The sequence below is a fragment of the Phocaeicola sp. ICN-14070 genome, from assembly GCF_037892625.1.
Classification (GTDB): domain Bacteria; phylum Bacteroidota; class Bacteroidia; order Bacteroidales; family Bacteroidaceae; genus Phocaeicola; species Phocaeicola plebeius.
Map to the genome: position 1 here is coordinate 1 of NZ_JBBKBF010000079.1, position 13,508 is coordinate 13,508.

At 40.8% G+C, this 13,508-nt stretch carries 12 protein-coding genes and 1 tRNA gene; 3 read left to right on the forward strand and 10 right to left on the reverse strand.

Translation table 11 applies throughout. The annotated features are described in order from the left end of the window. Nucleotides 1-107 precede the first annotated feature (107 nt). The 4 genes from WKT20_RS16015 to WKT20_RS16030 all read right to left on the reverse strand — a co-directional run bounded on the left by WKT20_RS16015 (nt 108) and on the right by WKT20_RS16030 (nt 5,021). On the reverse strand, nt 108-275 hold the full coding sequence (locus tag WKT20_RS16015) for a DUF362 domain-containing protein (protein WP_007557742.1): 168 nt from the start codon (nt 273-275) through the stop codon (nt 108-110). Between the two features lie 121 nt (nt 276-396). After that, entirely contained in the window at nt 397-3,366 is a 2,970-nt protein-coding gene (locus WKT20_RS16020) for a glycoside hydrolase family 3 N-terminal domain-containing protein (RefSeq protein WP_340417699.1), read from the reverse strand. Between the two features lie 15 nt (nt 3,367-3,381). Then, nucleotides 3,382-4,224, reverse strand: a complete 843-nt coding sequence (locus WKT20_RS16025) for a bifunctional metallophosphatase/5'-nucleotidase (RefSeq protein WP_117700797.1) — start codon at nt 4,222-4,224, stop codon at nt 3,382-3,384. A gap of 14 nt (nt 4,225-4,238) precedes the next feature. Beyond that, nucleotides 4,239-5,021 (reverse strand): 5'-nucleotidase C-terminal domain-containing protein, encoded by a 783-nt coding sequence (locus WKT20_RS16030; protein WP_118166271.1) that lies wholly within the window; start codon nt 5,019-5,021, stop codon nt 4,239-4,241. Nucleotides 5,022-5,248: 227 nt separating this feature from the next. Here WKT20_RS16030 and rplS point away from each other — a divergent pair, with 227 nt between their 5' ends. Continuing rightward, nucleotides 5,249-5,602 (forward strand): 50S ribosomal protein L19, encoded by a 354-nt coding sequence (gene rplS, locus WKT20_RS16035; RefSeq protein WP_007557752.1) that lies wholly within the window; start codon nt 5,249-5,251, stop codon nt 5,600-5,602. Between the two features lie 133 nt (nt 5,603-5,735). Here rplS and WKT20_RS16040 read toward each other — a convergent pair. Further along, nucleotides 5,736-5,808: transfer RNA gene (locus WKT20_RS16040), tRNA-Lys, on the reverse strand. Nucleotides 5,809-5,927: 119 nt separating this feature from the next. Further along, nucleotides 5,928-6,524 carry a thymidine kinase gene (locus WKT20_RS16045; RefSeq protein ID WP_040312301.1) on the reverse strand — a complete coding sequence of 199 codons (597 nt, stop codon included), beginning with the start codon at nt 6,522-6,524 and terminating at the stop codon, nt 5,928-5,930. Nucleotides 6,525-6,715: 191 nt separating this feature from the next. Between WKT20_RS16045 and rsmI the strand changes: the two genes are divergently transcribed. After that, nucleotides 6,716-7,390: a 16S rRNA (cytidine(1402)-2'-O)-methyltransferase gene (rsmI, locus tag WKT20_RS16050; RefSeq protein WP_118441099.1), complete on the forward strand. Its 675-nt coding sequence runs from the start codon at nt 6,716-6,718 to the stop codon at nt 7,388-7,390. A gap of 24 nt (nt 7,391-7,414) precedes the next feature. Beyond that, complete coding sequence (locus WKT20_RS16055) at nt 7,415-8,269, forward strand: Cbp1 family collagen-binding glycoprotein adhesin (RefSeq protein WP_340417700.1); 855 nt, start codon at nt 7,415-7,417, stop codon at nt 8,267-8,269. Nucleotides 8,270-8,354: 85 nt separating this feature from the next. Here the strand turns inward: WKT20_RS16055 and WKT20_RS16060 are convergent, their stop codons facing one another. From WKT20_RS16060 to WKT20_RS16075, 4 genes are read right to left on the reverse strand one after another with little or no spacing between them, the layout of a single operon-like run. Beyond that, nucleotides 8,355-10,385, reverse strand: coding sequence for a hypothetical protein (locus WKT20_RS16060; protein ID WP_340417701.1), 2,031 nt, complete (start codon nt 10,383-10,385; stop codon nt 8,355-8,357). A gap of 2 nt (nt 10,386-10,387) precedes the next feature. Next, nucleotides 10,388-11,383 (reverse strand): glycoside hydrolase family 43 protein, encoded by a 996-nt coding sequence (locus WKT20_RS16065; RefSeq protein ID WP_204396698.1) that lies wholly within the window; start codon nt 11,381-11,383, stop codon nt 10,388-10,390. 14 nt (nt 11,384-11,397) lie between these two features. Beyond that, nucleotides 11,398-12,384, reverse strand: a complete 987-nt coding sequence (locus tag WKT20_RS16070; protein ID WP_118163724.1) for a family 43 glycosylhydrolase — start codon at nt 12,382-12,384, stop codon at nt 11,398-11,400. Nucleotides 12,385-12,400: 16 nt separating this feature from the next. Beyond that, nucleotides 12,401-13,498: a glycoside hydrolase family 88/105 protein gene (locus tag WKT20_RS16075; RefSeq protein ID WP_340417702.1), complete on the reverse strand. Its 1,098-nt coding sequence runs from the start codon at nt 13,496-13,498 to the stop codon at nt 12,401-12,403. Between the last annotated feature and the right edge of the window lie 10 nt (nt 13,499-13,508).

A 13,508-nucleotide genomic window follows, 5' to 3' on the forward strand; every position in this document is an offset into this window, starting at 1 on the left:
ATTTCAGTTCAAACGCAAGTGCGTTTTTCCACGCCTCCTCAAGAACAAAAAAATAAGGGAATTCTCCAAAAAGAATTCCCTTATTGTGTGTCATACAGACGATTCGATTATCCCAAGTGAATTGCTTCAGAAGGACAAACGTCAGCACAAGTTCCACATTCTGTGCAAGCGTCCGGATTGATTGAATATTTATCACCTTCTGAGATTGCTCCAACCGGGCATTCATCGATACAAGTACCGCAAGCGATACAATCGTCACTAATTACGTAAGCCATTGTAGTAAAAAAGTTAAGTTATTATTAGTCCTAAATTGATAGTGCAAAGTTAATCTTTTTCCAATCAGTTGTCACATCCACTTTGCATTTTCTACCCAATTTATATCATGTCTAAATAGCATCAATGCAGGATAGACTGATACATCACCTGCTGCATCCGCGTGCGTATGTTATAACGGACCAGGTTATTCGGTTCATAGACAGATGGATAAGTCCGGTTGCTCAAGAACACAAAAATCAGCTCGTTATCCGGGTCTATCCACACGCAAGTTCCCGTGAAACCTGTATGTCCAAACACCGAAGCTGGTGCTTCAGGACTGCAAGGACTGTTGTCCGTATGTTCCGCATCGGGTTTATCAAAACCTAAGCCCCGCCGACTGTCACGCGACTTCAATGTAGTGAAAAGCTCACAAGTTGCCCGGCTAAGGTATCTCCGGTCACCGCAGATTCCTTTGTCCAGCCACATCTGTGCTATTCTTGCCACATCCTGCGTAGTAGAAAACAAACCGGCATTTCCGGATACACCACCCATAAAAGCAGCCGCCTCATCCTGCACAAATCCTTGCAACCTGCCTCCACGAAGAAAATCAGTCTCTACAGAAGGAACAATCTGCTCCTTAGGAAATTTACGCAAGGGCAAGAAGGTTGTATGACGTAACCCCATCGGGGCATAGAATACGCTATCCAAATACACATCCATTGGCATACCCGCTATCTTTTCCACCATTTCTTTCAGCAGCATAAAGTTCAGGCAACTGTAACGATAGGACTTCCCCTTCAAAGGAAGCTTTACAATCTGCTCCACTATATTCTTACTGAAATCACTTCTCAAGAACAAACTGTCTGCTACCTGAAGCGGATATTCAGCAGAAGGAACATGCGATACCCACTCCGGATTATAACGGAAATCATTGCAGGCATACACATTCTCGGCCAGTTTCAACGTGTGATTTTTATCGGGCTTCTTACGGAACAATCCTCCTTTGCAAGACTTCATATCCACAGCCTCCTCATAGAAAGGCCAATAGGCAGGTAACCCAGATTCATGGAAAAGTAAATCCTGGACCGTAATACGCGACTTATCCGTTTTTTTCAGTATAGGCAAATAATCAGCTACCCGGTCGGTCAGTCCGAATTTTCCCTCATCATAAAGCTTCATCACGGCCAGCAGCGTAGCCGTGACTTTCGTCAAAGAGGCCAGGTCATACAAGCTATTTTCCTTGACCGGTTCCTTACCCTCATAGGTATAACTGCCGAAACACTTGTTGTAGACCGGAAGACCTTCCCGCAAGATCATTACATGGCATCCTGGATAAGCCTTCAGCCGAATACCTTCTTCCGCAATGCTGTCTATCTGCGACAATATCGAAGCATTCATCCCCACATCCTCCGGACTATATTGACGAGGAGCTTCCGGGTCGACAGTCAGTCCATCCCCCGCCTTAAACAATCCCGACAACGGAATAGACAAACGTCCGTCAGCATACGCATTGTCTAAGAATAAATCGGCCACATGACGCTGCACAAACTTCTCATCAGAATGCGCCAATATTACAGTAGAAGCATGGCGGACCACTTCCGGAATCTTTTCCAGCATCTTCATATCGCCAAAGCAAATCAAAGCCAAAGGCTTGTCTTTGGCCAGTTTTTCCAGCAAAGCTGCATACGGTTCCACTTTATCGGAATGTAAGGCCACCAATACTCGCTGTGTCGGGCGCAGACGTGCCTCCACGGCATCTAACGAATCTACATTCGCATGCAGCCAGCCAACCGGAAAAGTCTGCTTCAACTGATGATAAAAAGGATAAGCTTCCGACAAGGAAGGAGAGACACTCAACAGCACCGTTCCCGATACAGATAAATCAAGCGGAACCAATGACGAAGAATCCTTCAGTACCGTCACTGCCGCTTTTGACAATTCCTGCTGAAGCGACAGAAGCTCCGGCGTTACCAGTTTTTCTGCAAGTCCTTCTTCTTCCACTTTTTTCCAGGAAGAAAGTCCCAGCGCATATTTAAATGACAGTACTTTCCGACATTTCCGGTCAATATCAGCTTCCGACAGACGACCTTTTTTAAGCGCCGACATCACACCGTCAATTTCTTTTTTCAAATTACGAGGAGATAAAACCACATCGTTTCCTGCTATCAAGGCACGGGCACACACATCCTCATGCCCGGCAATGCCTTTCATCTCCAGGGCATCCGTTACCACCAGTCCATGAAAACGCAATTCATCAATCAGTGTATGCATAATTACTTCCTGCGAAATGGAAGCAGGCCCTTCACCTAAACTCGGAGCATGCAAATGACCTACCATCACACCGCCAATTCCTGCCTCAATGGCTTTCTTAAACGGATACAACTCGATACTATCCAGACGAGCGCGGTCAAAGTTCAATTCAGGCAACGCATTGTGTGAATCAATTTCCGTATCTCCATGCCCGGGAAAATGCTTACACACCGCCATCACGCCATTGTCCTCCAATCCTTTTACATAAGCTGCCACTTTTTCGGCCACCCTCTTCGGGCCACTACCAAAAGAGCGAAAATTGATTACCGGATTATTGGGATTGTTATCCACATCGGCTACCGGTGCAAAATTAATCTGCACACCTATCAGACGACACTGACGAGCCACTTCCTTACCATATTCATAAAGCAATGAATCATTCTGTATACATCCTAACACACGATTGTAGGGAAAAGAAGGGGTATCTTTCAAGCGCATTCCCAATCCCCACTCACCATCAAAAGTCACCATCAAAGGCACCGACGCATGAGCCTGGGCATAGTTGGTCATCTGCACCTGCTTCCGAAGTTCTCCACCGGTAAACAACAGCCCTCCTACTCCATAGTCATCGACCATCTTTCGCAAAACATTCTTGCTGTATTGGTTTGTCACCGGCTGGAGAGTATAAATGAACAACTGACCCACTTTCTGTTTCAGCGTCATTTTCTCCATCTGCCCGTCTACCCATTTCCGGCAGGCTTCCGTGTCGTGTACCCGGCTCAAGAGCGCAGGCTCTTGCGCAAAGAGACTAGTCGAGACCAGACAAGCACACAATATACACCACAAAATCCGTTTTTTCATTCTACCCTATCTGTTTTAATTTTTCTGCATCTTGACAACCATACGCCCGACAAATGCCGCACTTTTTCCCATCTGCTGCACAGGCACCTCTATTCCGTCAAGATTCTTATAAAACTCCGGACCTTCAAAGAAGGAATGAGAATGTCCTCCTAATACAATGTCAATGTTACGGGTATTCTCTATCAGTTCTATATCCGAATAAGGTTCACCTTTCCATCCCAAATGCGACAGGCAAATCACCAAGTCACAATGTTCCTGGTTCTTCAGCAAGTCGGCTACACGCTGGCCTTCAGAAACAGGATCTTCAAATTTTACATTCCCGTAATTGGCATGCGCCACCAGACCGTCAAGCTCCGGTCCCAGTCCAAACACACCGATACGTATTCCATCGCGTTCAATGACGGTATACTCCTTCACCAAACCTTCCAGCACAGTACCTGCCACATCATAATTGGCACATACAATCGGGAAATTTGCCATCTTGAACAAGCGGGCCATATTGTCCAGGCCAAAATCAAACTCATGATTTCCAATCGTACCTGCATCATACCCCATCTCATTCATCATCTTGATTTCTACCTCTCCCTTAAACAAATTATAATAGGGACTTCCCTGAGAAAAATCACCAGAATCGAACAGCAACATATCTTTGTGCTCACGGCGCTGTTCTTTCACAAAAGCCGCCCGACGCAACACACCTGCCTTTCCGGCCAGTACCGTATCAGGGAAATAAGAGGCAAAGGGTTCGATACGACTATGCATGTCGTTCGTATGAAATATATACAATTCTTTTACCGACTGTGCGGCCACCACACTCACCAGCAGACACGCCAGACATAAACAATATATCTTTTTCATCTCTTTTCTATTTTTCAATTGGACGCACTCACTTTTATTCTTCCTTCTACCTGCGAAATCACAAATTGTCCTTTCTGCTCACACTGTTTTACATAGTCAAGCAACAAGTTGCGCAACAACGCATCTTTCGGGAATATTTTGGAAGAAGCCCGACGGAACGCTTCCATCTTATCATTTCCCTCAGCCAAATAATCAATGGTAGCTACTGTATAGGTTTTCTTTACATCAATCTGCCGGCCATTCACCTTCGCTTCCAAGAGATTTCCCTCAGCATCTATTTTCAAAGCGGCACCACTAAGGCCCTCTCCATGTACAGAAGCTATTTGTCCGAACAACTCCTTCAAGGTGGCCCCATCCATTGTCAGCACACACAAGGCATTCTCGAAGGGAGCAATTTCATACACCGTTCCAAAGGTAATTTCACCTTCAGGCATTGCATTCCGGATACCACCCATATTCATGACAGCGACATCAGCCGGCTTGCCAATCGCCCGCACCGCTGCCTGACGAAGTACATCGGCCATCAGATTAGACAACGGAGATTCCGGACGGTATGCGGTCAGGTTCTTTGCCGAATGTCCGATGACCGGCGACATAATACTATCGACTTTCTGCTGATAAGGTTTCAAGATATTCAACGCTTCGGCATCCGGTTTACGGTCGTACACATCAGTAATGGCCACCCTTCCGCCTTCCACACCTGCCAGCGAATAACCTGAGCTACAGCTGGCCAGCAGCCACCCGGCCAACACGCCGGCAACTGCACTTTTTACAAGTCTAACATTGAGATAATTCATAAAACAAGGTTTATTTGCAGTCAAAAATACGGAAAAAAGGAACATGCTCAAAAGAATGGTAAAAGCTATCCACAAGACTTCTCATTTTTTAATAAAATGCGCAGGAAACATTTGGCTACTTCGCAGAAAAACACTACCTTTGCCCCGCTTTCGCGCAATCGCTGTCAAAGAAGAGTTACTTGATATGTTGCGTTGTAACGATCAAACAATTTAATTTATTACAAAACATGGATTTAATTAAAATTGCAGAAGAAGCATTTGCTACTGGCAAACAGCATCCTTCATTCAAAGCCGGTGACACAATCACAGTAGCATACCGTATCGTTGAAGGTAGCAAGGAACGTGTACAGTTGTATCGCGGTGTTGTTATCAAAATTTCAGGTCACGGTGAAAAGAAACGTTTCACTGTACGTAAAATGTCAGGAACAGTGGGTGTTGAACGTATCTTCCCATTGGAATCTCCGGCTATCGACAGCATCACTGTCAACAAAGTTGGTAAAGTTCGTCGCGCTAAATTGTACTACTTGCGTGCACTTACCGGTAAGAAAGCCAGAATTCAGGAAAAACGTGCAAACGTGTAATTCAGTATTCCCTGAAAAAGACAAAATAAAAGGAGACATCATTTATTTGGTGTCTCCTTTTATTTTTATCGACTCACAAAAGATTTAACAATAAAAAAAGCGACTATCTTTTAAAGATAATCGCTCTTCCGAGTGATCCGCCTGGGGCTCGAACCCAGGACCCCAACATTAAAAGTGTTGTGCTCTACCTGCTGAGCTAGCGAATCAGTCCTTTGCCGCATCGGTTATTTCCCGATTGCGAGTGCAAAGGTAGATATTTTTATGATAACTACCAAACATTATTGGAATATTTTTTCAATAAATTTAAACAGCCACTAATTATCAACTACTTAGACACGCCTTCTTTTAAAGCTTTCTGATAACAGCAGCGGCATAAGGGTTCATATTCTTCTTTTTCCCCCAACAACACTCTTTTGTCATTGAGCACGGTACGATGCGAAACATAAGCCAAGTTACCACATTTCACACAAATGGCATGCACTTTAGTCACCTCATCGGCAATGGCACACAACGCAGGAATCGGTCCAAACGGAACTCCCTTAAAATCCATATCAAGCCCTGCGATAATAACCCGCACGCCCCGATTAGCCAGTTCATTACACACTTCGGGTAATCCATCATCAAAAAACTGCGCTTCATCAATGCCTACCACGTCTATCTCCGAAGTAAACAAAAGGATACTGGCGGAAGAATCAATCGGGGTTGATTTGATACTGTTATTATCATGTGACACCACTTCTTCCTCTGAATAACGGGTATCAATAGACGGCTTGAATATCTCTACCCGCTGATGGGCAAAAGTAGCCCTACGCAAACGCCGTATCAACTCTTCCGTTTTACCGGAAAACATAGAACCACATATCACTTCAATCCTTCCTCTGCGGCAGGTCTCCTCCCGATGATCTTCTGAATATACTACCATATTTTCTTTCATGACATAAAAACAATTGCAAAATTACAACGACGAATCGAAATCCACGAAAAATCGACGTATTTTTATTAATAGGGACGAAAACAGCATGTAAAGAGAAAACTTCTGTTAAATGTTTGACAAATCGAACACGTAAATACGAAAACTTTTTACCTTTGCTATCATAACATGAAGTACAAAGTATGGGAAAACTATATGTCGTACCTACTCCGGTAGGTAACATGGAAGACATGACATTTCGAGCTATCCGCGTATTGAAAGAAGCGGACCTGATTTTAGCTGAAGATACACGTACATCGGGTATCCTTTTAAAACATTATGAAATTAAAAATGCAATGCAGTCACACCATAAATTCAATGAACATCAAACGGTGGAAAGCATTGTTAACCGCATAAAAGGAGGGCAAACGGTAGCTTTAATTTCAGATGCCGGCACTCCTGGAATATCCGATCCCGGATTCCTTGTAGTAAGAGAATGTGTAAGAAACGGCATAGAAGTGCAATGTCTGCCTGGAGCTACGGCCTTTGTACCGGCATTAGTTTCATCAGGACTTCCAGATGAACGTTTCTGCTTTGAAGGTTTCCTTCCTCAAAAAAAAGGTCGCATGACACGACTGAATGCGCTGAAAGACGAAACCCGTACCATGATTTTCTATGAATCTCCTTATCGCCTGCTTAAAACGCTGACCCAGTTTGCGGAAGTTTTTGGAGCCGAACGCCCGGTTTCCGTATGTCGGGAGATTTCTAAAATACATGAAGAAAGCGTCAGAGGAACCCTTCAGGAAGTAATTACACACTTCACAGAGACTGAACCAAGAGGAGAAATCGTCATTATATTAGGAGGAAAAGATAACTAAATTATAATTCTAAATTCAAAAACTATGAGAAAGGTTGTTTTATCTGCTTTATGTGCTGCTGCCCTGCTGACAGCATGTAATAATTCAGGCCAGAACAAAAGCACTTTACAAGCTCAGAACGATTCACTGATGCTTGTACTCTCTAACCGCGACACAGAACTGGACGAAATCATGGGAGCCTTTAATGAAATTCAAGAAGGATTCCGCGAAATCAACGAAGCTGAAAACCGTGTAGACTTGAAAGAAGGTACATTAGAAAGCCAGTCGGCTGCCGATAAGATAAAAGATGATATTCGTTTCATTAGCGAAAAACTGAAATCAAATCGCGAACAGATTGCAAAATTAGAAGAGCAACTGAAAAATAGCAAATACCAATCTGCCCAGTTGAAAAAAGCTGTAAAGAACCTCACTGCTGAACTGGCTGCCAAACAGCAGCAGATTGAAACCCTGCAAGCTGAATTGGCTGCAAAGAATATCCGTATTGCAGAGTTGGATGAAGCTGTTATGGACTTGAATAAGAACGTAGACGAGCTGAGCGCAGAAAATGAAGCAAAAACCAAGACTGTAGAAGCTCAGGATAAAGCCCTCAACACAGCCTGGTATGTATTCGGCACTAAATCTGAGTTGAAAGACCAGAAGATTTTGAAGAAAGGTGACGTACTGAAAGACAATGATTTCAACAAAGATTACTTTACCCAGATTGATATTCGTAAAGAAAAAGAAATCAAGCTGTACTCCAAACGAGCAGAATTACTGACTACTCACCCACAGAGTTCATACGAACTTGTTAAAGATGACAAAGGTCAGCTGACTCTGAAAATCAATAATCCGAATGAATTCTGGAGTGTATCACGTTATTTGGTAATCCTAGTAAGATAATAATCTTTGGTTTATATATGAAAATCCCCTTATCCCTTGACTCAAAACTGGGATAAGGGGATTTTTATTTCCGTTTAGATGAATATTATTTCAAGAAGTTTTCAGCTCGTCCAGGTGAAAGAAGTTCCCACAACGAAGCGACCACCCAGCCTGGAGCAAAAATATCGTTATAATATCCTTTTCCATTTTTACCATAGTCCCAATTCGTATGCTGTACTACTTCAGGATAAAATCCTTTCTTAGTAATTCCACACAAATGACCTTCATGAGGTAGCAGCTGACGCATGGAAGAACTTATCACTTCAGAAAATGCTGTAAAACGAGGTTCATTAAACTCTTTAGACAGCCAATGAAGCACATCTGCAAAATCAAAAATAAACACATCTATGTGGTTGTTTTCTACAGAAACATTTCCCCAGCCACGAGTCTTCAAGCCAATATCACCCAGCATCTGTCCTTTTGCAAACGGAACATCCCAGGTATAATACCATGACAATGCAAAATAAGCCGCTTTCTTAGCAAGCTCCGCATAATGTACACGTTCTTGTCCCTTCGTTGCCAAAGCCAAATAATATGCAGCTGTAGAAGCATATAAAGACGCTTCTTTGTCCTCACAATTCGCATCCAAAGTAGAAGAGAAATAATCTGCCTTCGAAATCAGTTCTTTTTCCAAATAACCCACAGAACGTTTAGCTGCTTCCAGATAACGTTTATCCTTGAAATATTTGTATCCCATTACTAAAGGAAGAGTTGCAGAAGGTGTACTTCCTCCCGACTTATCTACAAGAGAAAAATCATCCTTGAATTTACGAGGGAAACTTCCATCCGGATTCTGTAATTTCAAGAAAGCATCAAGCATTGTCTTTAATCGTTTTTCCCATTCCGGATGCTTACGTCCGTGTTGTTTTTCATAATTCAAATAATACAACACAGCATAAACCCCTTCTGACTGACGACGGATACTATGATTTTTTTCTACAAAGTTGCGTTTATAGTGTACAACCTCATTAAAGAATCCGGCTTCAGAAAAACCATGCTGCAAATAAGAGTCGAAGATACTATTTGCATTTTTCACCAAATCAGCACGCTGCTTTCCTTCTCCATATTCCAAGGCATTAAACGCATTCAACAAAGTACGGCCTACGAAACCAACTTCAGCTACATCCAAATTTTCACAAGTAGCTGTACGCAGTTCTACACCAGAATAATATTTAGTAGGTGTATCATCCACATAACTTTCCACAAAGAAATTACTCAATACTTCTTTTATAATCTCATCTGTATAAGGTGTTTCTACCGGAGTCGGTTTGTACAAATCATAGCTATATTCCCAAGCCTGCTTCACACAATCAGAAAAATCATCTGCTGTAGTTTCATGAATTTCCCATGTCAGTGTCAGGGTTTCTCCTTTCTTCAAGAACTGATATGCTTCTACAGAAGGAGCCAAAGTTAACTTACGGATATAACTCTTCGGAGCTTCTTTATAAGGATAGCCAAAGGACAATGTAGCTGTTCCGCTCACATTCTCAAATCCAGTATAGCCAATAGACGTTTTACCAGAAAGAATCACTTCTCCCTCTTTATGAGTAGTCAATGCCTCATCTTCAAACTCTGCAATACGAGTGACAGAAATCGACTTCTTATTTTTTTCATCAAAAATTGTAGTCATAGGCGTACTCAGACAATCCTCACGCACCAGCCAGCTGTCTGAGGTATGAAATGAAGGTGCTTCCTTTGGAGAACGAAGATTGCGGCGATACCAGAAACCAGGCATATAAAACAAACAGTCATCATGGCGCGCATCCGATTTTACCTGCTCACCAAAATTGAAATACACATCCTCTAAAGCAACCATCCACAAACTGATTTGTTTGGTTTGCCCTTCTCCCGTTATATTCTGATACAACAATACCGGCAATTTATGATTACTCACCAACTGATAATCAAAATTTCCATTTGACAACTTATTCAGTATTAAAGGATAATGTACCGCCATATTGCCTGGTACTTTCAAAGCTATAGAAGCAGAAACATTAGACGGAGCATATTCAAATGCATTTACGCCCAATATCCCCGCAAGCCCAAGAATTCCACTTAAAAGTTTTCTCAGAATCATAATTATTCAGTTTTTAAAGGCTTTATCACCTTTGTTTTATCAATTGAAATATCATACGAACCCTTTTTGTTTTCTTTTAAACATAAAGGTACAATACGAGTTTTACGAGGGAAAATAGTAGAATCTGAATTATGTATATGATATACATAATATAAACAGTCTTTATCACCAATAAACACATCCCCGTGTCCTGAACCATTCTCTCCAAGTATATTACGATGAATAATTGGATTTCCATGAAATTTTTTCCATGGTCCTAAAGGGGAAGAAGCGATTGCATATCCTACTGCATAATCTATATTCATAAAATGATTAGCTGAATAAAATAAATAATATGTATCCTTTAATTTTATGACAGAAGGTCCTTCCATAATAGGATTAGAAATATAATTTGCCGTATTCTCCCATGGCTCTGTACAATCCAAACATTGCTTTAAAGTCCCAGACTTAATTTCTCCTTTTTGCAAATCAAATTCACCTACCCAAATATAATTTCCACGGTTAAAACGCACATGGTACAAATAATATTTCCCATCATCATCTCGAAATAAAAAAGGATCAATATTTTTTTCACTTATATCAACAGGGTTGGCTTTCATTTGTTGAAAAGGTCCCATCCATGAATCAGCCATAGCCAATGCAACCTGCTCATTTGCCGTATAAGCTAAATAAAAACATTTTTTATCTTTAAACCACTGAGGTGCCCAAAAACAACTATCTCCAAAAACATGATTTCCCTTTTTCAAAATATACAAGGAAGAGTCATTTTTCATCTCATGCCAATCTTTTAAGTTCTTTGATTCAAACAAGACAAACCCTTGAGATGCATCTCTTCCAGTTCCGGTCATATAATACATTCCATTTTCCCGAATAATGGTTGGATCTGCTAAACAAAGTTCTTCTCCTAATCTACTCAAGTTTGTTTCATTATGCCGAGACCGTACGCAACTCAAAAGCAAACAGCTCGATAAACCTAGCATTAAACATAACTTTTTCATTGTATCTCCATTTATCATACTTCAGGCCTTTCTGATTCTAATGAAGGAGATTGACCTTTCACTTCCGGCCAATCATTCTTCCAGATTATTTTATCCAACATCAACACACGACCTTCAGGATTTTTCACATTAACTGCATGATAAAAAATCCAATCATTTCCTGCCTTATCCATTATAATCTCCGAATTGTGTCCTGGACCCACAAAATATTCATTCTTATGTATAAGAATTTCATGATGGTTATCAAGCATACCCTTTCCATTCTTATCCATATAAGGACCTAGTAATTGTTTTGAACGTCCAACAACTGTCGTATAAGTACTTTTCAAGCCTTCACAACAACTGCCAATTGAAGCAAACATATAATAATATCCCTCATGTTTGTGGATATAAGTACCTTCGTAAGCAGTTCCTGCAATCTGTATTGGATTAGCTCCTTTCTTCACAGTCAATCCATCTTCGCTTAATTCAATAGCGTAAACTCCTCTGAAACTCCCCCAAAACAAGTATTTATGCCCATCGTCTTCTATATAAAAAGGATCTATAGAATTCTGTACTTTAATACCATTACTGCGAAACATCATTCCATTATCTTTAAATGGACCATCCGGACGATCTGACACAGCACATCCAATACCACAAGTCCATTCTCCTCCCCATTCAGACATTGAGTAATACAATACATATTTATTCCCGATTCGGTTTATATCCGGAGCCCAAATATTACCTTGAGGCTCAAAATTTGGACGCGTTTGTTCCGTAAAAGCAGTACCAACAAATTCCCATACTACCAAATCTCTGGAACGATGAATTGGTAGGTTGCGAATATTCTCTGTTGCATAAAGATAATAATAACCATCATCCGCTAATATTAACGAAGGATCCGGAAGACTATAATCGACAACAGGATTGGTATATTTTTCTAAATTGGAAATAGTTTGGGAAAACGAATAAATGAATCCGAATAAAAAAACGCATATGAGTTTAACTTTTAGTCCCATTTCATCTTGATTTTGATTATTCCAATAATGCATTCACACACCAAAGATATGCCAACTGTCCATGATAATCCCCAACACAACGTTTACGATTGTAGTAATACTGCTTATCGTTTTTTCTATCTGTACCAATACAAATCTCCGTCACATCGCCTTGTTCATTAATATATGTAACTAAAGACATCCATGCTTTTCTTGCCAGTGGCGCATATTCTTTTTCGTCTAGCCAACCATTTTTTACTCCCTTAATAAAAGCAAAAGCAAACATTGCAGACCCAGAGGTTTCAGACCAACAATCATCCTGATCAATTAATTGATTCCAAATATTTCTCGAATTTTGATATATCTTCAAACTTTCCATCATTTTCTTATAACCCTGCATAATACGCAAATGATCTTTATGATCTTCAGGCAAGTATTGAAGTAACTCCGACATTCCAGCTGCAATCCATCCATTTCCACGTCCCCAATAAAAAGGCACATCTAAGGCATGATAGAACAAGCCATTAGGCCTTTGTAATTTATCCAAATACAAAACCATTTCTTCAGCTGCACGATTGATATATTTAATCTCTTTTGTAACCTTATAAGCTTCAATTTGTAAAATAGTAATCATATACATATCATCAATCCACAATCGAGTCTGCCAAGTATATCCTTTTTCTGCCCATTCTTTTTCTTGGGAAGTTGCCTCCTTTGGAAGTTCCCATTGACTATCCGCATATGACATTCCCAATTCCCTATAGTGTTTATCTTTTGTTATCCTATATAACTTCAGTGCCAAACTTCCAAATGTATTTAAATCAACATGAGTTTTAGGAGGCAAATACTGCTTCTCTTCAGTCAGCAAATAGTCAAACTTTTTACGAATAAGCTTAAGCAATTTATGATTCTTTGTCATCGCAGCATATTCCAACGCACCGTTCCAAGTAAATGTTTCATAATACCCAATCCATTTACCTACATAAAGTGCATGCTTGCTATCAACAAATCTATAAGACAAACGTTCTCCCACTTCCTCAGGCGTATATCCTTTGGGAAAATCTGTTAAAACATTCTTTTGTGCAAATAACTGGAAAGGTAATAAAACGAGTAAAATAAAAAACCATTTATTCATATTCTTAAAA